Here is a 20572-nt window from a genome sequence, read left to right as displayed (position 1 = left end):
TTATTCGATACCTTTATATCGGCGTTAACCTTCTAAGGTTGAAGGGGAACCTCAATTTCCCCCATTATCCCGGAACGCAAATAACGCCAGAGAAATCCCGAAGGCCGATAAAGCGACCCCTGCCCGGGATTCTCAAGCGTTTTGAATGAAATAGATTATAATGCCGTCTGAAGAATATCCTCGCCCAGCAGCTTCTTCAGGAACGTCCGCCGATGCAGCTCGCAAGGGCCGTACTGGAGCAGCTTCTCGCGATGCAGCTTCGTTGCATAACCTTTATGTATGGCAATTCCGTACTGCGGGTACAGCGTTTCCCATTCCGATAAGCAAAGCCGATCCCTCGTTACTTTCGCCATAATCGAAGCCGCGGCAATGGACTGACTGTTCGCGTCGCCCTTAACGATGGACTCCTGCGGCAGCGACAGATCCACGATCTCGGCATCCACCAGCAAATAATCGGCCGGCACGGCCAACGTTTCCACAGCAAGCTTCATCGCCAGTCTGGACGCCTGCTTGATGTTCAGCCGATCGATGGAGGCCGCGTCAACGCGCGCCACCGACCATGCGATGCTTTGCTCTGCGATGACATCATACAGCTGCTCCCGCTTTTTCTCGGAAAGCTTTTTGGAATCGTCGACTCCGTCGATGATGAGGCCTTGCGGCAGGATGACCGCGCCCGCGACCACGTCGCCGAACAGACAACCTCGCCCGACCTCGTCTACGCCGGCTATTGCCGAGAAGCCGCTGCCCCATGCCTGTTGCTCATATTGCAGCATGTCGCATCTCCCCCGTTTTCTTCACCTTGCCAAGCGGCCGAGTCCGCTTCACCCACTCGACACGGCCGACTGGCATTTAAGCATCTGCATTTCATCGGACTTATTGAACAACCTCTTTAAGTTCGGGGCTCTCTGACCGGCATATCGTCGTAAGGAGCCTCCAGCGTAATTCTTCCCAACTTGCCCGCCCTGAGATCCCTCAAAATAATGCCGGAAGCCTTCTCGAGATCGACTCTCCCGCCGCCCATGAGACATCCCCGTTTACGGCCGATGTCCTCCATTATGCGGACGATCTCTTCATTGTCTTCAAGATCAGCCGGCGGTTTCTCGAGACCATACCTCTCTTCCATGATGGGCCAGTATCGTCCCGCGAGCTCCTTTACCGCAAAATAAGCGATATCGTCCACGTTAAGAATTTGCTCCCGGATCGCTCCCGTCATCGCCAGCCTGTACCCGACGAGCTGATCCTCGAACTTCGGCCATAATATGCCCGGCGTATCCAGCAGCTCCATCTCGGATCCGACTTTAATCCATTGCTGTCCCTTCGTAACGCCGGGCTTGTCACCGGTCGCCGCAATATTGCGTCCGGCCAGCCGGTTAATAAGCGTCGACTTGCCGACGTTCGGGATGCCGACGATCAGTCCGCGCAGCGCGCGCGGATTGATTCCTTTGGCGATTTGACGCGCGATCTTGTCGTGCAAAATCTCCTTGGCCTTGACAGGGATCTCGTTAACACGGGTACCCGTTTGCGAATCAACGGAGACGCACTGATGTCCCTCATGCGCGAAATAATCCATCCACTGCTCCGTTGTGCGCGGGTCGGCAAGATCGGATTTATTTAACACGATCAGCCGCGGCTTCCCATGCAAAATATCGTCGACCATCGGGTTCCGGCTTGATAGCGGGACCCTCGCATCCAGCAGTTCGATCGCGATATCGATCAGTTTTAACTTCTCTTGAATTTGCCGCTTGGCGCGGGTCATATGACCCGGGAACCATTGAATCGCCATGCTTTCACCTCGATTGCTTTCGCTTACCTTAGTCTAGTATTTGTGCTTGATGAACTCCAGCTTGTTCAGAGGCCAGAAGATAACGTCCGCTCGGCCGACGATCTCGTCATCCTTTACAAATCCGATCATCCGGCTGTCGGTGCTGTTGTCCCGATGATCGCCCATGGCGAATACCGCTCCCTCCGGTACCGTCATCTCGGTCACAGTATCATTAGGGAAATTATAACGCGGACCATTGCCATTATACATGCCGCCCGCCGCCTTTGCCGCTTCGATCGCTTCGGCAATATAAGGCTCTTCGACCTTTACATCATTAATATACAGATCGTCGCCTTCGACACGAATTTTGTCACCGGATACGCCGATCACTCTTTTGATAAACTTGCGACCTTGCTCTGGCACGTCAAACACGACAACCTCGCCAAACCTTGGCTCGCGGATCGAATATAAAATTTTGTTTACGATTAGTCGTTCGCCCGATTCGAAGTTTGGTTCCATAGAAGGACCATCTACAATGAATGGTTCGAATAGAAACATGCGAATGAAGAAGACCAGTACGACGGCGATGACCAGTGCCTTGATCCATTCTACGATTTCCTTCGATGCTCCGCCTTTTTTTGCTGACGCAGCTCCATGACTTTTTGCCCGTTCAGGCATGCTCTCCGAGGCGAGCTGACGCTCGTCCGACGAGCTGACGCCTGTATCCGTCTCCTTCATTCCATCGTCGTTGCGGTGCTGCGAATCCATCAGCTCAGCCTTCTTTCGTCTCTGAAGTTATGTATTCCTTCCCGTAGAAAACGAAAAGGAGCTTGTTTGCGCAAGCCCCTCTTGTCGTTTGATCTTAACGAATTTCTTTAATTCTAGCCGCTTTACCGCGCAGATTGCGGAGGTAGTACAGCTTAGCGCGACGCACTTTACCGCGACGTGCCACATCGATCTTGTCGATCTTCGGCGAATGAAGCGGAAACGTTCTCTCTACGCCTACGCCGTAAGAAATCTTGCGAACTGTAAAAGTTTCGCTGATTCCGCCGCCGCGACGTTTGATAACGACGCCTTCGAACAGCTGGATACGCTCGCGCGAACCCTCGATAACCTTAACATGCACCTTCAGCGTGTCGCCTGGGCGAAAGTTAGGAAGATCTTTACGCAGTTGCTCTTGTGAAATTGCTTGTACAATATTCATTGATTGAGTTCACTCCTTCCACCATAGACGTTCATGTAAGCTCCTGATTCCCTGGGAACCGATCTCCACTTATAGCGGACCGTCCGACTTTACGAACAACATTAGAAATTTTACCATAGTTAAATAGACAAATCAACCTATTTCTCATATGACCTCTATCTAGTATACTGTATATGATTGGCAACGACAATAATCGACAAGGAGAAGTTATGTTGAACATCAAACAACGTATCTGCATCATTATGCTCATTCTTGCCATTCCGCTGTCCGATTATACAGCCAGCGCAGCATCCTTTAATGATGTAACACCTTCCTACTGGGCTAATTCATACATAGACTGGGCCGTTGACAGCGGCTTGGCTCAAGGATATAAGGACGGGAGCTTCCGTCCGGACGATAAGGTGACCGAGATCGAGTTTCTTGCGATGATGCTCCGCGCTTACGGAAGCGTCACGCGCAAGGATGAACTGGCTTCCGACTGGAGCCGCAGCTATTACAACCACGCGGAACGTCTTGGATGGCCAGTGACCTTCAATAATCAGCGGGGGCAATTCAACCGGGGACAAGCTGCATTATTGATTGCAGCTGCCGCAAACGGCAAGTCGTATAATAGGGACGAAGCTATTCAGTGGCTTCTGGATAGCGGCATCTCGCAAGGACGTTCGTCCGCAACGATTGCCGGATACGAAGCCGGCGGAGGCGTAAAACGGGCAGAAGCGCTCACATTCGTCTATATGATGAAAGAAAAGGTCGCCGCCCTGTCGGACAAGCGGATCCAGAAGAGCTCCTCCGCCTCGCTTAATGGCATCTCGATTGGCGAAAACATCGGCGAGCTTCTGTACCGAATGGGCCAGCCCACTCGAATCGATGCCAGCGAATATGATTATGAATGGTACGTATATAACAGCGATTATGCTGCGTATTCCATGTATGGCGTTCGGAACGGCACGATAGCAGCTCTGTTCTCGAACGATGAAGGCGGTTGGCGAGATACTGGCGGCGCCAACGTAGATATCAAGCTGGCTGCCATTAGCGCCTCGCTTCCTGCAAGTGTCAAAGCTGCAGCCAAGAAAGCTGATCATTATTACGATTATCGATCCGGCGGAATCCGGCACACGTTGTTTCTGGACAGCCATGAGGACAATCGGGTCGCGGCATTGCTCCTGCAGTCGGACAACTTTACAGCTCGCCAAATCTCCTCATTCGGAGAAAAAGAACGCACGGCCATGGAGCAAGGAATGTTTGATATGGTCAATGCGGAGCGGGCTCAGAGGAGTATTGACCTATTGCAATGGGACAAACTAGCAGGATCCTCCTCTCGAGCCCATAGCATCGATATGATGAAGAACAACTACTTCAGCCATACGAATAAAAGCGGCAAATCGCCATTCGATCGAATGAAAAGCGTCGGCATCGCGTACACAAAAGCAGCGGAAAACTTGGCGGCAGGCTCGCCCAATAGCATATTCGCCCACTATATGCTGCTTAATTCCGAGAGCCACCGGGAGAATCTCCTTAATAACCAATACACTCGACTTGGCGTCGGTGTCGCTTTCGGAGGATCCTACGGCACTTATTTTACGCAAAATTTTTATACGCCTTAAGGTGAAACGGCTATCGCAGTAGTCCTTTGGCGCACAGCGCGTTTCGTTACGATAATTAAAGGTCAAGTATGGCGAAAACATATGCTTCCCTATATTTTAAAACGGAATAAGGGAATGCAGCCTCCGATCGGAAGCCGCATTCCCTTATTCCGTTTCATACTCAGTGCGTAATGCCTTTCTTTGCTCCTCCAGCCACAACCGCTCCTTTTTGCTTAGCTCCACCTTATCAAGAAGTTCGGGCCGGCGAATCAAAGTACGGAGCAACGATTGCTCGCGCCTCCAGCTGTCGATTCGGCCATGGTGACCGGATATCAGAACGTCAGGCACCGTCCATCCCCTGAATTCCGGCGGTCTCGTATAATGCGGATGCTCCAGCAAGCCCGTGCTGTAGGAGTCCGTGACGGCGGAAGATTCGTTGCCCAGAACGCCAGGCAGCAAACGTACGACGCTGTCGATCACCGTCATGGCGGGAATTTCGCCGCCCGTCAGCACATAATCGCCGATCGACAACTCGTCCGTGACGAGATGCTCCCGGATTCGTTCGTCATAACCTTCGTAATGGCCGCAAATGAGTACGAGATGCCGCTCCCGCGATAGTTCCTCCGCCTTGCGCTGGGTAAATGTCTCGCCTTGCGGGCACATCAGGATGACCCTCGGAGCAACGTCTGGCTCGACGGCCAAATCTTCGACAGCCGCGAAGACGGGCTCGGGCTTCAGCACCATTCCGCCGCCGCCCCCATATGGATAGTCGTCCACCGTATTATGTTTGTTGTTAGAGTAATTCCGGAAATTGACAGCTTGCAGCGATACAATGCCTTTCTCCTTCGCTTTTCCCAGTATGCTCGCGCCGAACACGCCATCGAACATTTCGGGGAACAACGTCAACACGTCGATTTTCATGAAGTTAGATCAGCCCTTCCATCAGACGTACGGTCACAAGCTTGTCCGCCGGCTGAATTGTAAGCACAACATCGTCGATGACCGGAAGCAAGATCTCCTTCCTTTTCGGACCGGCGCCTTTCACAACCCATACATCATTCGCTCCAGGGCTCAGTATTTCGGTAATTTCCCCAAGCTCCTCGCCCTCTTCCGTCACGACTCGGCAGCCGATGATTTCATGGTAATAATATTCACCTTCCTCGAGCTTGCCTTGTTCCGACTCCGCTATTTTGAGTGTCCAACCTTTGTAAGGTTCAATCTCATTTATATTATTAAATCCTTCGAGCTTCACAATATACACATTTTTCTGAAGTCTGGAGCTCGTCACCTTCACTTGCAGATTTTTGCCGTTCTCCTCGTTAACCAACATCAACTTGCTGCCTGGTGCGAACCGCTGCTCTGCAAAGTCCGTCTGCGGAAGCACCTTCACGTCGCCGCGAATGCCATGCGTGTTGACAAGCTTGCCGACTGTATACCATTTGCCGTCCATGCCATCATTCCTTTTCCTTAACCTTATAGAGGTTGTTCAAAAAGTCCGCTGAAAACCGAACACTTTGAACACTCACTTATAGTATGTATTATAACACGTACAAGAGGGCCGGGACATTTGTCCCGACCCCACTGCTTCGTGCCCCTTATGAGATAATGTCGACAATGACGCGCTTACTTGATTTCACCGAAGCAGAGGTCACGACCGTGCGCATCGCCTTGGCGATCCGCCCTTGTTTGCCGATGACCTTGCCAACATCCTCTGGATGGACGGAAAGCTCGTAAGTCGTCGCGCGATCATCATCCTTGATGTGGATTCGCACGTCGTCCGGATGATCCACCAAAGCCTTCGCAATGACAAGAATTAAATCTTTCATAACAAAGCCCTCCGCTTCTCTCTCCGATTATTTCTGTTGCTTCAGCTCATGGAATTTCTTAAGAACTCCAGCTTTGGAAAGCAAGTTGCGAACCGTGTCGGAAGCTTGCGCTCCTGTTTGCAGCCATTTAAGAGCTTTTTCCTCGTCGATGGATACTTGAGCCGGAACTGTAACCGGGTTGTAAGTACCGATCTCTTCAATAAAACGTCCGTCACGCGGCGAACGGGAATCCGATACAACTACGCGGTAGAATGGAGCTTTGTGAGCACCCATACGTTTCAAGCGAATACGTACTGCCATGATTAATTCACCTCCTTCGAGTAATCAATCCGGTTGCCGTTTAGAACGGAAACCGCATATTTTTGCCGAGCATGCCTTTCAGGCCCTTCTTGCCGCCCTTCAAGCCTTTGGGTCCCTTAGGTCCCATCATCCCCGAAAATTGTTTCATCATTTTGCGCATATCGTCGAACTGCTTGATCAAGCGGTTCACTTCCACGATCGTCGTGCCGCTGCCCGCCGCGACACGCTTGCGACGGCTGTGGTTCAGCAGCTCCGGCTTCGCCTTTTCTTCCTTCGTCATGGAACGGACGATCGCTTCGACGCGGCCGATCTGCTTTTCGTCGACCTTCATATCCTTCATGGCGCCCTTCATCTTGCCCATCCCGGGAAGCATATCCATGATCTGGTCGAGAGGCCCCAGCTTGCGGACCTGTTCCATTTGCTCCAAGAAGTCATCGAACGTGAACTCCGCGGTACGCATCTTGCGTTCCATCTCCGCAGCCTTCTCGGCGTCGATGTTCGATTGCGCCTTCTCTATCAGCGACAGCATGTCGCCCATGCCGAGAATACGAGATGCCATCCGCTCCGGATGGAACGGCTCCAGCGAATCGATCTTCTCTCCCATCGCCGCGAACTTGATCGGACGTCCCGTTACGGCTTTGACCGACAGGGCCGCGCCGCCGCGCGTATCTCCGTCCAGCTTGGTAAGAACAACGCCCGTCAGCTCCAGCTGTTCGTGAAAGCTCTGCGCCACGTTGACGGCATCTTGTCCCGTCATCGAGTCTACGACCAGCAGCACTTCATCCGGCTTGACGTTGCCATGGATTTGCTTAAGCTCCTCCATTAGCGTCTCATCAATATGTAGACGACCTGCGGTATCGATGATGACGTAATCATTGCCGTTTTCTCTGGCATGCTGCAAGCCTTGCTTCGCAATCTCGACCGGCGAAGTCTGGTCTCCCAACGCGAACACAGGCGCTTTAATCTGTTCTCCCAGCACTTGCAGCTGCTTGATCGCAGCAGGACGATAAATGTCGCATGCAACGAGAAGCGGCTTATGATTGCCCTTCTGAAGCAATTTCGCCAGCTTGCCGGACGTCGTCGTCTTGCCCGCGCCCTGCAGACCGACCATCATGATGACCGTCGGCGGTTTGTTTGCCTTGGCAAGCTTCGCCTGCGTGCCGCCCATCAGCTCCGTCAATTCTTTATTGACGATGTCGATGATCACCATGCCCGGCGTGAAGCTTTTCGATACATCCAGGCCGATGGCCCGCTCCTTAACCTTGGCTATAAAATCCTTAACGACCTTAAAGTTGACGTCGGCTTCCAGAAGGGCAAGCCGAACTTCGCGCATCGCGTCGTTGACATCGGCTTCCGATACTTTGCCTTTGCCTTTCAGCTTGCTGAACACATTTTGCAATCGGCTGCTTAAGCTCTCGAATGCTGCCACGAATCATCGCCTCCTTCTCTCGCCGTTTGTTCCGCGGTCTTGAGCCGCGCTATGACTGCCATCAGCTTGTTTCTATCCGATTCTTTCATTACGATCTCTTCGACGCCGCGTTCCAGCAGGTTCGCGGCTTCCATCAGGCGTTCGTGCTTCTCGAGCAGCAGAAGCTTGTCCTCGTAATTTTCGAGTGCGCCTTCGGCACGTTTAATATTATCGTAGACGGCTTGCCGGCTAATGCCGAATTCCGACGCGATCTCTCCCAGGGAGAAATCATCGTGGTAATAATAAGCCAGTATCGTCCGTTGCTTTTCGGTCAGCAGGTTTTCGTAGAAGTCGAAGAGCAAATTCACCCTCGTCGTCCGAGCCAAGGCATCCGATTGTTCTATCTCCATCGCCAAGCCTCCTCCCGCTGATCCAATCCCGATCCGTCAAGGCATTACCCTTTACAGATTGCTCAACGTCACTTATGATACACGATCGACTGCGGCACTGTCAAGTTTATTTACTTGTCACTTCATCCGGCAAAAGAAAAGGACGAATCGCCGCTTCCCGACTCCGTCCCCTTCCCTGTTGCCCACTGTTACTCGCCGGTCGTTCCCGACTTCTCTTCTTCCTTGCCGATCAATCCGGCGAACAAAGCATGAACGAATTGCTCGGAATCGAATTGTTGCAGATCCCCCATCTTCTCGCCCAATCCGACCAGCTTAACCGGCAAGTTCATTTCATTGCGAATCGCAATGACGATACCGCCTTTGGCCGTGCCGTCCAGCTTCGTAAGCACAAGTCCCGTTACGCCGCTTTTCTCTCCGAACAGCTTGGCCTGGCTAAGCGCGTTCTGGCCTGTCGTTGCGTCCAGCACAAGCAATACCTCATGGGGAGCTTCGGGCAATTCCCGCTGAATGACGCGGAAAATTTTGTTAAGCTCTTCCATGAGATTCGTCTTGTTCTGAAGGCGGCCGGCGGTATCGCAGAGAAGCACGTCCACTTTGCGCTGCTTGGCCGCCTGGACCGCGTCGAACATAACGGCGGCCGGATCTGAGCCGGACGATTGTTTAATAACGTCGACGCCTACGCGCTGACCCCAAACCTCCAGTTGCTCGATTGCGCCGGCGCGGAACGTATCTCCAGCGGCCATAAGCACCTTTTTTCCTTCGCCCTTGAACTTGTGCGCCAGCTTGCCGATCGTTGTCGTCTTGCCGACGCCGTTGACCCCGACGAACAGGATGACCGTAATTTGACCCTCGGGGGCCATGCGCAGTTCCGCGTGGTCGTCTCCCTTAAGCAATCCGATCAGCTTCTCGGAGAGAATCGGCTGCAGGTCGGCCGCTTGTTCGATTTTGCGTTTTTTCACCTCGGCGCGCAGATCGTCGATTAGCGTCATGACCGTATTCACGCCAACATCGGCGCCGATCAGAATTTCTTCAAGCTCTTCGTAGAACTCTTCGTCGATTTTTTTGCGCCGGGTAATGAGCTCCTCGACTTTCTCCACGAACGCGGTCCGCGTCTTGGACAGGCCTTCCTTGAAGACGTTCGTTACCGCTTCCGTCTTGGCCGCGATGCTTTCTTTCAGCTTCTTAAAAAAACTCATACGTTCCGTCCCCCATCCTGCCATTCGTTATCTATTTTACATGCCCCGTACCGAGCTTAGGCCGACACCGGTTCTTCGTCTTCTCCGTCTTCTTCCAGTCTCACCGAGACGAGCTTGGACACGCCGCCTTCCTCCATCGTCACGCCGTAAAGGACGTCGGCTTCTTCCATCGTGCCTTTGCGATGAGTAACCACGATAAATTGGGTGAGCCCGGAGAACTCGCGCAGATACTGCGCGAATCTTGCCACATTGGCCTCGTCCAGCGCCGCCTCGACCTCATCGAGCACGCAGAACGGCACAGGTTTGACCTGCAAAATGGCAAACAACAGCGCGATCGCTGTAAGAGCGCGCTCGCCGCCGGAGAGCAACTGCAGATTTTGCAGTTTTTTGCCCGGCGGCTGAGCGACGATGTCGATCCCCGTATCCAGCACCCGATCCGGATCCACGAGCACGAGATCGGCGCGTCCCCCGCCGAACAGCTTGCCAAACACGACGACAAAATGTTTGCGGATCGCCTCGAACGTCGTCCGGAACCGCTTGGACATCTCGTCGTCCATCTCTTTGATAACCTGGTAAAGCGCCGTTTTCGCGTCGATCAAGTCGTTTTTCTGTTCGGAGAGGAACTCGTAACGTTCCTTTACGCGCTCGTATTCTTCGATGGCGCCCAAATTGACCTCGCCAAGCGACGATATTTTGCGCTTTAACTCGCGCACTTCGACCTGCGTTCCCTGCACATCCTCCGGCACCGGATATTGCTCCTTGGCCAACTCGTAGCTCAGCTCGTACTCCTCGCTGAGCTTGCGCAGCAGATTGTCCAGCTCCACGTCCTGCCGGTTCAGCGCAATCTCCGTCTGACGCATGGCATCCTCGACTACGCGCAGTTGGGCGCGCTGCTCTTTCGTCTCGCTCTCGCCTTTGTCGAGCTCGGTAATCCGATGCGCGCGGGCAGCGCGTTTAAGATCCGTCTGTTCCGCGCAATTCGTTTTCTTAATGCGCAGGTCGTTGAGCTGAGCAATCTGCGCCACGCTTTCTTCGCTGTGACGGACCAGTTCTTCTTCCTGCTGAGCGGATACCGATCGCAGATTGGCGAGTTCTTGCTTGGCCCGGCCAATATCGCTGCGCACGCGGTTCGCCTGATCCTCGAAGCTCATCTTCTCCTGATCGGTCTTGGCGACGGCAATCTTTAGATCCGTCAATTGAACCTGGAGCTCTTCCTTGGCGGATTCGCTCGCCTTGCGCCGCTCTTCCGCCATTCGGATCGCTTCCTGCAATCTGGCCTCGTCATTTACAAGACCCTCCAGCCGCTCTTCCGCTTCCTTCGCCATCTTGCTGAGCTGCTCGCGTTCATTCGACTGCGACGTCAGCTCGGAGGCGGACATGGAGCGCTGCTCCGTAAGCAGCTTCTCCTCCGACTTTACTTGCTGAAGCTCGGATCGGATACCTTGCTCGTCAATCCGGCATTTTTCCGCTTGGGCGCGCAGATCTTCCACGTTCTGCGAACGGATCGACTGCTCTTTGCGCAGATCGCTTAATTTCGCCTTCAACTGGGCCACAGTTGTCTCTGCTTCCTTGATCTCTGCGTTAAGCGATTCGATCTGACGGCCGCGGCCGAGCAGACTCGCCCCGCGCTTCTGCAGACTGCCGCCCGTCATGGAACCGCCGGCATTTACGACGTCTCCTTCCAGCGTAACGACACGGAATCGGTATTGACATCTTGATGCTATCCGGTTCGCTTGCTCCAGCGTCTCCGCAAGCAGAACGTTGCCGAGAAGATTGTTTACGATCGCCTGGTAGCGCTCGTCGCAGCCCACCAATTCCGCCGCGACTCCTACGAACCCATCCTCTGATTGGAAGGATCGTCTGTCATGCTCGGGCACCATTCGGCCGCGAATGACGTCCAACGGCAAGAATGTTGCCCGCCCCAGCTGGCGCTGCTTCAGGAAACCGATCGCCGCACGCGCCGAACGTTCGTCTTCCATGACGATATGCTGCAACGCCCCTCCGAGGGCGGTCTCCACCGCAACCTCGATGCGTTGAGGCACGCGAATGAGCTCCGCAACGGCGCCATGAACGCCGGCTATGCCGCCGGAACCGCGCCGCGCAGCCTTAAGTACTTCCTTAACGCCTTGCATAAAGCCGTCCAACGCGTCTTGCATTTCCTTCATCGTATCGCGTCTGGAAATATGGCTGTCCAGCCGCTGCTCCCACTTCCGGATCGCTGCCATAACTTCATCCAGGCCAGACGCAACGGCTTTACTGCCTTCCGTCTCTTCAAGCATGCGGTTCCTCGCGTTCTCGAGTGCCGTCAGCGTTGATTGGAGTCCTTTCTCCAACACAGCCTTGCGCTCCTCCAGCCGTGCTTGTTGCTCCGTCCACTTGGATTCGTCGTCGTTTAACCTCTCCATCCGACGTTGCAGCGTTTCTTGTTGCTGGGCGGCATACCTAATTTCGTTGCGCGTCTGCGCCATTGCGCTCAGTACGTCAAGCAGCTCGCTCTTGAGCTTCTCTTCGGCGTCGACAACCGCACCGCCCGCTACGCCAAGGAGATTCGATTCCTCGGCCGCGAGCTTGACGCGCAGATCCGCAAGAGAAAGCTCCAGCGCCGCCGCTTTGCTGCGAAAATCCGCCTCTTCCTGCGTCAGAGCGACGATTCTGGCATCCTGTACCGCGATCGACTCTTCCAATCCTCGTTTGTTGTTTTCCAGGTTGCGCTTGCGCTCCTTAAGCACCTCGCCGTAGCCTTCGCATTTCTCCACGTCTTCGCTTAGCTGAAGCATAGAAGCATGCAGCTCGTCCAATTGAAGCTCTATCTCCCGCAATTGTTGCCGATCTTGCTCCAGATGCGCATCATGCTTGCTGACGACCGTGGACAGCTTAAGCTGCTCTTCCTGCAGCTTCTCCAGCTTGTCCGTCGCTTCCGACCAGGCGCGGTGCACCGTCTCGATATTATGTACATACATCGAAATCTCTTTGGTCTTCAGCTCTTCCTTCAGCGCCTTGAAGTGGACGGCTTTCTCCGACTGCTTGCGCAACGGCTCCACCTGATCCTCCAGCTCCGATACAAGGTCGTGAATGCGGAGCAGATTCTGCTCCGTCTCGTCGAGCTTCTTCTGCGCTTCCCGCTTGCGCGACTTGTACTTCACGATGCCGGAAGCTTCCTCGAAGATGCCGCGGCGGTCCTCGGAGCGCGTGCTCAGAATTTCCTCGATACGGCCTTGTCCGATAATGGAATAAGCTTCTTTGCCGATGCCAGTATCCATGAAAAGCTCTGTTATATCCTTTAATCTGCATGGCTGCTTGTTAATCAAATATTCGCTGTCGCCGCTCCGGTGTACCCGGCGCGTGACCGTTACTTCATTATATTCCAGCGGGAGAGCCCCGTCCCCATTGTCCAGCGTCAACGAAACCTCGCTGTAGTTGACCGCTTTGCGCGCGTCGCTGCCGGCGAAGATAATGTCTTCCATCTTGCCGCCGCGAAGACTCTTCGCGCTTTGCTCGCCGAGCACCCAGCGGATACCGTCGGAGATATTGCTTTTGCCCGAGCCGTTCGGTCCGACAACCGCCGTAATGCCGGTGACGAATTCCATCTCCGTCTTATCGGCGAAGGACTTAAAGCCCGCTAATTCAATCCGTTTCAGAAACATGACTTGGGTTTCACCTCACCCCACATTGTAACATATTTTCATGAATTGCGTTACTCCTTTCCGGCTTCGTCAAGCCCCTTTTCGGGACAATTTCCGTCTGCGAAACTTCGCTGACATCAACAAACCGCCGGATCGCTGCGATCCGGCGGTTTGTCCTACAACTATGCATCCACACGACATAGAAGAATGTCGGTCATTTACTTGTCTGCATCCAGAGCCAGCCCGTTCCACGCCTCGGCGGCGGAGCGCTGCTCGGCTTCCTTCTTGGTGCGGCCGGCTCCGAGGCCGTAACGTTCCTCGCCCAAGTACACCTCGACGATGAACTCCCGGTCGTGGGCGGGTCCGCGTTCCTCGACGACCCGGTATTCCACCGGTCCGAGACCGTAATGCTGCGCGCGCTCCTGCAGCTTTGACTTCGCGTCCTTCATCAGCAGACCGAAGTCGCCCGACTCGATATGCGGGAACATATGCTCCGACAGGAAGTCGCGTGTCCGCTCGATGCCGAAGTCCAGGAAGATCGCGCCGACGAATGATTCGAACAAGTCGGCAAGCAGCGCCTGCCGCTGACGCCCGCCGAGCTGCTCCTCGCCCCGTCCGAGCAGAACATGCTTGCCAAGCTCCAGTCGTTCGGCGAACATGGCCAGCGACGGCTCGCAAACAACGGAAGCGCGCATCCGTGTCAATTCGCCCTCAGGACGCTTGGGATATGTAGAGAACAGATACTCCGATACAAGCAATTGCAAGACGGCGTCGCCGAGAAATTCCAGCCGCTCATTGTCCTGTACGGAGCCGCGCTTATGTTCGTTGACATACGACGTGTGGGTAAAAGCCTGTCTTAGCAGCCTGCTGCGTTTGAAATCGAGCTGCAGCTTTCGCTGCAGCTCGTCAAAATTATCATGCTTCATACGCCTTCATCACAATCGTGGCATTATGCCCGCCGAAGCCGAAAGAATTGGACAGCGCCGTACGAACATTCGCCTTGCGCGGCTTGTTCGGAACGTAGTCCAGATCCAGCTCCGGATCCTGATTGTCCAAGTTGATGGTCGGAGCGATGACGCCATTTTGCAGCGTAAGCGCCAAAATAACGGCTTCTACTCCCCCTGCTGCGCCGAGCAGATGGCCCGTCATGGACTTCGTCGAGCTGACGGCCAGCTTGTACGCATGATCGCCGAAAGTCTTCTTGATCGCAGTTGTCTCCGAGCGGTCGCCAACCGGAGTCGATGTGCCGTGAGCGTTAATGTAATCGACCTCTGACGGCTCGATCCCGGCATCGCGCAGCGCCTTGACCATACAGCGCGCAGCGCCGTCCGGATCCGGCTCCGTCATATGATGAGCGTCGCCGCTCATGCCATAACCGATCACTTCCGCGTAAATCTTCGCTCCGCGAGCCTTCGCATGTTCCAGCGATTCCAGCACGAGCACGCCGGCTCCTTCACCCATTACAAAGCCGTCCCGATCGACATCGAACGGCCGGCTCGCCTTCTCGGGCTCATCGTTGCGAGTCGACATCGCGCGCATGGAGCAGAAGCCCGCCATGCCCGTCGGGCGAATCGTCGCTTCAGCGCCGCCGGCGATCATCACGTCAGCGTCGCCTCTCTGGATCAATTTGTAAGAGTCTCCGATGGAATGCGTGCCGGTCGCGCAAGCCGTTACCGCCGTGCTGTTGGGCCCCTTGGCTCCCGTCAACATGGATACCTGGCCGGAAGCCATGTTCGCGATCATCATTGGGATGAAGAACGGGCTCACTCGCTTGGGTCCCTTCTCCAGAAGCACATTATGCTGATCCTCCCATGTGCCCAGACCGCCGATGCCGGAACCGATCATAACGCCCACGCGTTCGGCGTCGGCGTTAACCCCGATATCCAGACCGGAATTCTCAACGGCCAGCTTGCTCGCCACGGATGCAAACTGCACGAAGCGGTCCATCCTGCGCGCTTCCTTGCGATCAATGCCGTAATCCTCCGGATTGAAGTTTTTCACTTCTGCGGCGATTCGAGTCGGATATTCGGAGAAGTCAAACGCTTCAACGACGGATACGCCCGATTTGCCTTCCAGCAGGTTGTTCCAGAATTGTTCGATGTCAGAACCGAGCGAGGTCATTACCCCCATGCCCGTCACGACTACTCTATGTTTCATTCCATTCACCTCAGCAACAGACATATCACGGCATCTCGGCCGTGTAATACTATATAAATAGCGATTAAGCTACATTGTACCGGTTAAGGCGATAAGGACGCCTCTTGGGCAGTACGGTTCGGTTCATAAGCCAGTGACGATAAAAGCGCTTAACATGGAAGAGAAGTCCCGCTCCTTGAAACGGGACTTGTCCATCCTTAGGTATGAGATTGTATGTAAGTTACAACTTCTCCCACCGTCGTGATTTTCTCTGCATCTTCGTCAGAGATTTCCATATCAAACTCGTCTTCCAGCTCCATGACCAATTCTACTACGTCAAGAGAGTCAGCGCCGAGGTCATCTTTAAAGGAAGCTTCGAGCGTGACTTCTGCTTCGTCTACGCCAAGGCGGTCGATGACAATACGTTTAACGCGATCTACTACTTCGGACATCCGGTTCACCTCCTCCACCGTATTATACGAGAATTACATGCAAAATACCATCTTTACCTTCACGAGGTTGTTCAAAAAGTACGCTTCCCATTACGAAGTAATTCTGCAAGCTTGCTCGACGTCGAATATTGAATTTAGCCGAACTCTCTTACATGTACATGCCGCCGTCTATATGGACGGTTTGGCCGGTCATGTATGCCGCGGCATCGGATGCCAGAAATCTTACCGCGTTCGCGATATCGGCTGGATCGCCGAGGCGCGCCAGCGGAATTTGGCCGGACAGGGCTGTCTTCGTCTCCTCCGGCAGCTTGTCCGTCATATCCGTCTGGATAAAGCCCGGAGCCACGCAGTTCACCGTAATGCCGCGCGATGAAAGCTCGCGAGCGCTGGCTTTCGTCAGACCGATGACGCCGGCCTTCGCAGCTACATAATTGGCTTGACCGGGATTGCCCAGCACCCCGACAACGGACGAAATGTTGATGATCCGGCCGGAACGTTGCTTCATCATATGGCGAGTTACAGCCTTCACGCCGTTAAAGACGCCTTTGAGGTTCGTCTCGATGACTTCATCGAACTCCTCTTCCTTCATGCGCATAATTAAATTATCTCTTGTAATGCCCGCGTTATTCACCAGAATATCGAGTCCGCCAAGCTGCTCGATCGTGTCTTTGACCATGGCATCGAATTCGCTGGTCTTGCCGACATTCGCCTTCACAATGATTGCGCGGCGCCCCAATTCCTCTATCGCCTTCGCCGTCTCGGCTGCGGCAGCTTCGCTGCCGGAATAGTTGACAGCCACGTCGGCGCCAGCCTCGGCCAGCGCGATCGCGATCGCTCGTCCGATTCCGCGGGAAGCACCTGTTACGAGCGCTTTTTTGCCCTCCAGGCTTGCAAATACCGTCATACCTTTTCCCTCCTTTACGAATTCAACATCTATCCTGAGCGAGCGCTCATCGTTATGATTGGTTCACTTGAATATCCTCTTGAAGTGCTTCTAGCGATGTCAGGCTGTTTACGGACAATACGCGTACGCCGCGGTCGATCTTCTTGATCAAACCCGCCAGCACCGTGCCGGAGCCGATCTCGACGAAAGTGTCAACGCCTTGGTCGATCAGATAACGAACGCTGTCCTCCCACAAGACGGGAGAATAAACTTGCTCCACGAGCAAATGACGAATGTCAGCCGCGGCCGTTACCGCTGTAGCCGTCACGTTCGCGACGACCGGCACAGCCGCGTCGTTTAGCGCGATACCGGCAAGTTTCTCGCCGAGACGCTCCGCCGCAGGTTTCATGAGCGAGGAATGGAAAGGTCCGCTTACTTCCAGCGGAATGACGCGCTTGGCGCCGGCTTCCTTGCCGCGTTCCACAACCGCTTGCACGCCGGCCGCGGTTCCGGAGATTACAATCTGACCCGGGCAATTGATATTGGCCAGCTCAACAGCCGTACCGCTTGCCGTAACGTCTCCGCACAGCTTCGCCAGATCCTCGCGTTCGCCTCCAAGAACGGCCGCCATTGCGCCAAGTCCGCCAGGAACGGCATGCTCCATGTATTCTCCTCGTGCGCGTACGGTCGAAACCGCGTCCTCGAAGCCGATAACGCCGGCTGCGACCAAGGCGCTGTATTCGCCCAGACTATGACCTGCCACGTAATCCGGCGCAAGTCCGCTTTCCTTCAGCAGCTCCAGATAGGCAACGCTAACCGTCAACAATGCAGGCTGCGTATTGGCCGTCTGTTTCAGCACCTCTTCGGGTCCCTCAAAAATCAATTTCGTCAGATCGAAGCCCAGCGCTTCGTTCGCTCTTTCGAACACGGAACGCGCCGCTTCATTCGCCTCGAAGGCGTCCTTGCCCATTCCCACTGCCTGGGCGCCTTGCCCAGGAAACACAAAAGCAGTTTTCCCCACGACTGTTCCCCCCCATGACAGATCTATATGATTACCAAATAAGGACGGATGAACCCCATGTCAAGCCGCCTCCGAAACCGACGAGCACCATGCAATCGCCTGGTTTGACACGGTCTTGCTCCACGGCTTCCGCCAGCGCTACAGGGATCGATGCGGCGGACATATTGCCGTACTTGTCGAGATTGATCATCGCTTTCTCCTCCGGCAAGTTCAGCCGGTTAAGGGCGGATTGGATGATACGAATATTCGCCTGATGCGGGACGAGCAGATCGACGTCTTCCTTGGTCTTGCCAGCCTTCGCCAGCGCGTCCTCTGCCGCGCTGCCCATAATGCGCACCGCGAACTTGAATACATCATTGCCCGCCATATAAATATAATGCTGCTTCTCTTCAATTGAAGCTGCGGATGCTGGCAGACGCGAGCCTCCGCCTCCGACCTTAAGCAGCTCTCCTCCGCTTCCGTCGGCTCCAAGCTCGAACGACAGGAATCCGCGTCCTTGTTCTACGGGACCCAGCACGACGGCGCCGGCGCCATCGCCGAACAGGATACAAGTATTGCGATCGCTGTAATCGGTGATGCGGGACAACGTCTCCGCGCCAACGACGAGCACATGCTTGTACATGCCCGTTGCGATCATGTTCGTGGCTGTTGCCAGTCCGTAGATAAAGCCGGAGCATGCAGCCGACAAGTCGAACGCCGCAGCCTTCTTGGCGCCCAGCTTGTTCTGCAGCAGGCACGCAGTGGACGGAAAGAACATGTCGGGCGTGATCGTCGCCACAAGAATCAGATCCAATTCCTCCGCTGTGACTCCAGCCGCAGCTATTGCGCGCTTGGCCGCTTCGTAAGCGAGATCGGACGTCGCTTCCGCAACGTCTGCGATGCGACGCTCGCGAATGCCCGTCCGCGTAACGATCCACTCGTCGTTCGTTTCCACCATTTGTTCCAATTCATGATTCGTAAGAATACGCTCGGGCACGTATTTGCCCGTGCCGATAATGCCGACAGGCTGCAAACTCATCGTACACACTCACTTCCCGTTGATTTCTGCGGTAATCGAGTCGATTAACTTCGCTTGTAGCGCGACTCTCGCCTGACGGACCGCGTTTTTGACCGCTACGACATCAGATGATCCATGGCATTTCACTACAAGTCCATTAAGGCCGAGCAGCGGAGCGCCTCCATGTTCCTTGTAATCCATTTTCTTCTTAAGCTGCTTCAACCTCGGCAGCATGATCGCAGCTGCCACCTTCGTCAATAACGATTGTCCAAACGCATCCTTCAGCGATGTAAAGATGGTTCCAGCTGCGCCCTCCATCGCCTTAAGCATGATATTGCCCGCGAAGCCGTCGCAGATCAGCACGTCGCAGTTGCGGTTAAGGACATCCCGCGCCTCCACGTTGCCGATGAAGTGAATGGGGGCTTTCTCCAGCAATTCGAACGTCGCCTTGGAAATTTCGTTGCCCTTCATCGCTTCCGTTCCGACGTTCAGCAGCCCGACCCTCGGCTTATCCATTCCATGCACCTTGGCTCGGTAAATGCTGCCCATTATGGCGTACTGGAGCAAATGCTCCGGCTTCGCATCCATGTTGGCGCCTAGATCGAGCGCCAGTACGCCCTTGTCGTCCATCGTGGGCATCATGGGCGCCAGCGCCGGCCGTTCAATTCCTTCCATGCGGCCTACAACTAGCAATCCGGTAGCCATCAGCGCGCCGGTATTGCCTGCAGACAACATCGCCTCCGCATGCCCTTCCTTCACGAGCGTTCCAGCGACCACCATGGAAGCGCCTTTTTTTCTTCGCACCGCGCGAACGGGTTCGTCATCTGGTCCGATTACGTCATCCGCGTGATGTATGGTCACGTTGTCGGGCTTGGCCCCTCCGAACAGCGGCTCAATCGCCGCCGTATCTCCGACCAGCAGCAGCTCCGTATCCGGCCACTCCGCGGCGGCTTCGAGGGCACCCTTTACGATTAGATCCGGCGCGTGGTCCCCGCCCATGGCGTCAATCGCGATTCGCATGGTCCTCGCCCCCTTTATCCTCTGAATTTCCTGCTGATCTGAAAATGACGAAATTGCCTTGGAACACCATTTCGTCTCCTACATAAGTGAACAGCTCCACCTTGGACTTGCTCCGTTCTCCGGAGATGGAGCGGACGTATGCCTTCGCGATACACTTCTCGCCCAGCCGTACGGGACGGACGAAGCGGATATCCGCTGTCACCGTCAGCGCGATGGCATCATTGATCACCGCCACGGCCAGCGAATTCGCTTGAGCGAACACATGATGTCCGCGGGCGATGGACGTCCTGGAAAATACATGTTCTTCGCGAATTTCGAAGATCGAGATGCCGCTCTTATCGAGCTCCAGATCCACGATCTCCCCGATCACCTCGTGCAACGGCAGCGACTTGACGGAATCATAGGAACGCTCCGCCATCAGCTTCATCCGTTCCCTGAGCTCGGGAATGCCAAGCTCCATCCGGTCTAGCCTGATCGTCTGGATACTCACCTTGAGCAGACGAGTCAATTCCCTGTCCGTAATGAAAGGATTCTCATCTATATATTGGGACAGCTGCTGATGCCGCTGCCGTTTGGGCATTCGTTCCATGATCGGCACCGCCTCCCGCGCTTCTTAAAGTTATATGTATAGGAGCTCATTTTATCACCTGGTACTAAAACAGTATATAAAAAAAACTCGTCCCGCGCAATGCGAATGACAAAAACCTCCTGATCCAGCTCTGGAGTGCTACGATAAAAATGCAGTCGAAAA

At 54.6% G+C, this 20572-nt stretch carries 21 protein-coding genes; 1 reads left to right on the top strand and 20 read right to left on the bottom strand.

The annotated features are described in order from the left end of the window. Positions 1-155: 155 nt before the first annotated feature. From B1748_RS35070 to rplS, 4 genes are all read right to left on the bottom strand, one after another. Positions 156-773 (bottom strand): ribonuclease HII, encoded by a 618-nt coding sequence (locus tag B1748_RS35070; protein WP_087572624.1) that lies wholly within the window; start codon positions 771-773, stop codon positions 156-158. A gap of 116 nt (positions 774-889) precedes the next feature. Further along, positions 890-1783, bottom strand: coding sequence for a ribosome biogenesis GTPase YlqF (gene ylqF, locus B1748_RS35065; RefSeq protein WP_087572623.1), 894 nt, complete (start codon positions 1781-1783; stop codon positions 890-892). 33 nt (positions 1784-1816) lie between these two features. Beyond that, complete coding sequence (lepB, locus tag B1748_RS35060; protein WP_246608816.1) at positions 1817-2440, bottom strand: signal peptidase I; 624 nt, start codon at positions 2438-2440, stop codon at positions 1817-1819. A 184-nt stretch (positions 2441-2624) separates the two neighbouring features. After that, positions 2625-2966, bottom strand: coding sequence for a 50S ribosomal protein L19 (gene rplS, locus B1748_RS35055; protein WP_087572621.1), 342 nt, complete (start codon positions 2964-2966; stop codon positions 2625-2627). A gap of 212 nt (positions 2967-3178) precedes the next feature. Between rplS and B1748_RS35050 the strand changes: the two genes are divergently transcribed. Next, entirely contained in the window at positions 3179-4570 is a 1392-nt protein-coding gene (locus B1748_RS35050; RefSeq protein WP_179215986.1) for a CAP domain-containing protein, read from the top strand. A gap of 144 nt (positions 4571-4714) precedes the next feature. On the opposite strand, the gene trmD is transcribed toward B1748_RS35050, so the two are convergent. The 16 genes from trmD to fapR form a co-directional block, all read right to left on the bottom strand. Next, entirely contained in the window at positions 4715-5470 is a 756-nt protein-coding gene (trmD, locus tag B1748_RS35045; protein ID WP_087572619.1) for a tRNA (guanosine(37)-N1)-methyltransferase TrmD, read from the bottom strand. A 4-nt stretch (positions 5471-5474) separates the two neighbouring features. Beyond that, a complete protein-coding gene (gene rimM / locus B1748_RS35040; RefSeq protein WP_087572618.1) occupies positions 5475-5999 on the bottom strand; it encodes a ribosome maturation factor RimM in 525 nt (174 codons plus the stop codon). Between the two features lie 145 nt (positions 6000-6144). Beyond that, complete coding sequence (locus B1748_RS35035; RefSeq protein WP_087572617.1) at positions 6145-6375, bottom strand: KH domain-containing protein; 231 nt, start codon at positions 6373-6375, stop codon at positions 6145-6147. 27 nt (positions 6376-6402) lie between these two features. After that, positions 6403-6675 (bottom strand): 30S ribosomal protein S16, encoded by a 273-nt coding sequence (gene rpsP / locus B1748_RS35030; RefSeq protein WP_087572616.1) that lies wholly within the window; start codon positions 6673-6675, stop codon positions 6403-6405. Between the two features lie 40 nt (positions 6676-6715). Then, positions 6716-8104: a signal recognition particle protein gene (ffh, locus tag B1748_RS35025; protein ID WP_087572615.1), complete on the bottom strand. Its 1389-nt coding sequence runs from the start codon at positions 8102-8104 to the stop codon at positions 6716-6718. After that, the gene (locus B1748_RS35020) at positions 8083-8493 is read right to left on the bottom strand and encodes a putative DNA-binding protein (protein WP_373271321.1); all 411 of its coding nucleotides are present in this window, start codon (positions 8491-8493) and stop codon (positions 8083-8085) included. The genes ffh and B1748_RS35020 overlap by 22 nt, the downstream gene beginning before the upstream one ends. Positions 8494-8681: 188 nt before the next feature. Next, on the bottom strand, positions 8682-9689 hold the full coding sequence (gene ftsY / locus B1748_RS35015; RefSeq protein WP_087572614.1) for a signal recognition particle-docking protein FtsY: 1008 nt from the start codon (positions 9687-9689) through the stop codon (positions 8682-8684). A gap of 56 nt (positions 9690-9745) precedes the next feature. After that, positions 9746-13333 carry a chromosome segregation protein SMC gene (gene smc / locus B1748_RS35010; protein WP_087572613.1) on the bottom strand — a complete coding sequence of 1196 codons (3588 nt, stop codon included), beginning with the start codon at positions 13331-13333 and terminating at the stop codon, positions 9746-9748. A gap of 197 nt (positions 13334-13530) precedes the next feature. Further along, positions 13531-14238, bottom strand: coding sequence for a ribonuclease III (gene rnc / locus B1748_RS35005; protein WP_087572612.1), 708 nt, complete (start codon positions 14236-14238; stop codon positions 13531-13533). Then, entirely contained in the window at positions 14228-15469 is a 1242-nt protein-coding gene (gene fabF / locus B1748_RS35000; RefSeq protein ID WP_087572611.1) for a beta-ketoacyl-ACP synthase II, read from the bottom strand. Before fabF ends, rnc begins: the two co-directional genes overlap by 11 nt. A gap of 197 nt (positions 15470-15666) precedes the next feature. After that, positions 15667-15900, bottom strand: a complete 234-nt coding sequence (gene acpP, locus B1748_RS34995; RefSeq protein WP_087572610.1) for an acyl carrier protein — start codon at positions 15898-15900, stop codon at positions 15667-15669. Positions 15901-16048: 148 nt separating this feature from the next. Further along, on the bottom strand, positions 16049-16804 hold the full coding sequence (fabG, locus tag B1748_RS34990; RefSeq protein ID WP_087572609.1) for a 3-oxoacyl-[acyl-carrier-protein] reductase: 756 nt from the start codon (positions 16802-16804) through the stop codon (positions 16049-16051). A 52-nt stretch (positions 16805-16856) separates the two neighbouring features. Then, the gene (fabD, locus tag B1748_RS34985) at positions 16857-17804 is read right to left on the bottom strand and encodes an ACP S-malonyltransferase (protein WP_087572608.1); all 948 of its coding nucleotides are present in this window, start codon (positions 17802-17804) and stop codon (positions 16857-16859) included. A 31-nt stretch (positions 17805-17835) separates the two neighbouring features. Then, positions 17836-18822: a beta-ketoacyl-ACP synthase III gene (locus B1748_RS34980; RefSeq protein ID WP_087572607.1), complete on the bottom strand. Its 987-nt coding sequence runs from the start codon at positions 18820-18822 to the stop codon at positions 17836-17838. Positions 18823-18831: 9 nt separating this feature from the next. Beyond that, a complete protein-coding gene (gene plsX / locus B1748_RS34975; RefSeq protein ID WP_087572606.1) occupies positions 18832-19821 on the bottom strand; it encodes a phosphate acyltransferase PlsX in 990 nt (329 codons plus the stop codon). Then, entirely contained in the window at positions 19805-20401 is a 597-nt protein-coding gene (gene fapR / locus B1748_RS34970) for a transcription factor FapR (protein ID WP_179215988.1), read from the bottom strand. Before fapR ends, plsX begins: the two co-directional genes overlap by 17 nt. Positions 20402-20572 lie beyond the last annotated feature (171 nt).

Source organism: Paenibacillus sp. MY03, from assembly GCF_002165585.1.
GTDB lineage: Bacteria > Bacillota > Bacilli > Paenibacillales > Paenibacillaceae > Pristimantibacillus > Pristimantibacillus agaridevorans.
This window is presented reverse-complemented; position numbering and strand designations above follow the sequence as displayed.

What these genes read in the sequence shown, in the direction of transcription:
- B1748_RS35070 (WP_087572624.1), bottom strand. Translation starts at nt 773, where the DNA reads ATGCTGCAATATGAGCAACAGGCATGGGGCAGCGGCTTCTCGGCAATA.
- ylqF (WP_087572623.1), bottom strand. Translation starts at nt 1,783, where the DNA reads ATGGCGATTCAATGGTTCCCGGGTCATATGACCCGCGCCAAGCGGCAA.
- lepB (WP_246608816.1), bottom strand. Translation starts at nt 2,440, where the DNA reads ATGCCTGAACGGGCAAAAAGTCATGGAGCTGCGTCAGCAAAAAAAGGC.
- rplS (WP_087572621.1), bottom strand. Translation starts at nt 2,966, where the DNA reads ATGAATATTGTACAAGCAATTTCACAAGAGCAACTGCGTAAAGATCTT.
- trmD (WP_087572619.1), bottom strand. Translation starts at nt 5,470, where the DNA reads ATGAAAATCGACGTGTTGACGTTGTTCCCCGAAATGTTCGATGGCGTG.
- rimM (WP_087572618.1), bottom strand. Translation starts at nt 5,999, where the DNA reads ATGGACGGCAAATGGTATACAGTCGGCAAGCTTGTCAACACGCATGGC.
- B1748_RS35035 (WP_087572617.1), bottom strand. Translation starts at nt 6,375, where the DNA reads ATGAAAGATTTAATTCTTGTCATTGCGAAGGCTTTGGTGGATCATCCG.
- rpsP (WP_087572616.1), bottom strand. Translation starts at nt 6,675, where the DNA reads ATGGCAGTACGTATTCGCTTGAAACGTATGGGTGCTCACAAAGCTCCA.
- B1748_RS35020 (WP_373271321.1), bottom strand. Translation starts at nt 8,493, where the DNA reads ATGGAGATAGAACAATCGGATGCCTTGGCTCGGACGACGAGGGTGAAT.
- ftsY (WP_087572614.1), bottom strand. Translation starts at nt 9,689, where the DNA reads ATGAGTTTTTTTAAGAAGCTGAAAGAAAGCATCGCGGCCAAGACGGAA.
- smc (WP_087572613.1), bottom strand. Translation starts at nt 13,333, where the DNA reads ATGTTTCTGAAACGGATTGAATTAGCGGGCTTTAAGTCCTTCGCCGAT.
- rnc (WP_087572612.1), bottom strand. Translation starts at nt 14,238, where the DNA reads ATGAAGCATGATAATTTTGACGAGCTGCAGCGAAAGCTGCAGCTCGAT.
- fabF (WP_087572611.1), bottom strand. Translation starts at nt 15,469, where the DNA reads ATGAAACATAGAGTAGTCGTGACGGGCATGGGGGTAATGACCTCGCTC.
- acpP (WP_087572610.1), bottom strand. Translation starts at nt 15,900, where the DNA reads ATGTCCGAAGTAGTAGATCGCGTTAAACGTATTGTCATCGACCGCCTT.
- fabG (WP_087572609.1), bottom strand. Translation starts at nt 16,804, where the DNA reads ATGACGGTATTTGCAAGCCTGGAGGGCAAAAAAGCGCTCGTAACAGGT.
- B1748_RS34980 (WP_087572607.1), bottom strand. Translation starts at nt 18,822, where the DNA reads ATGAGTTTGCAGCCTGTCGGCATTATCGGCACGGGCAAATACGTGCCC.
- plsX (WP_087572606.1), bottom strand. Translation starts at nt 19,821, where the DNA reads ATGCGAATCGCGATTGACGCCATGGGCGGGGACCACGCGCCGGATCTA.
- fapR (WP_179215988.1), bottom strand. Translation starts at nt 20,401, where the DNA reads ATGCCCAAACGGCAGCGGCATCAGCAGCTGTCCCAATATATAGATGAG.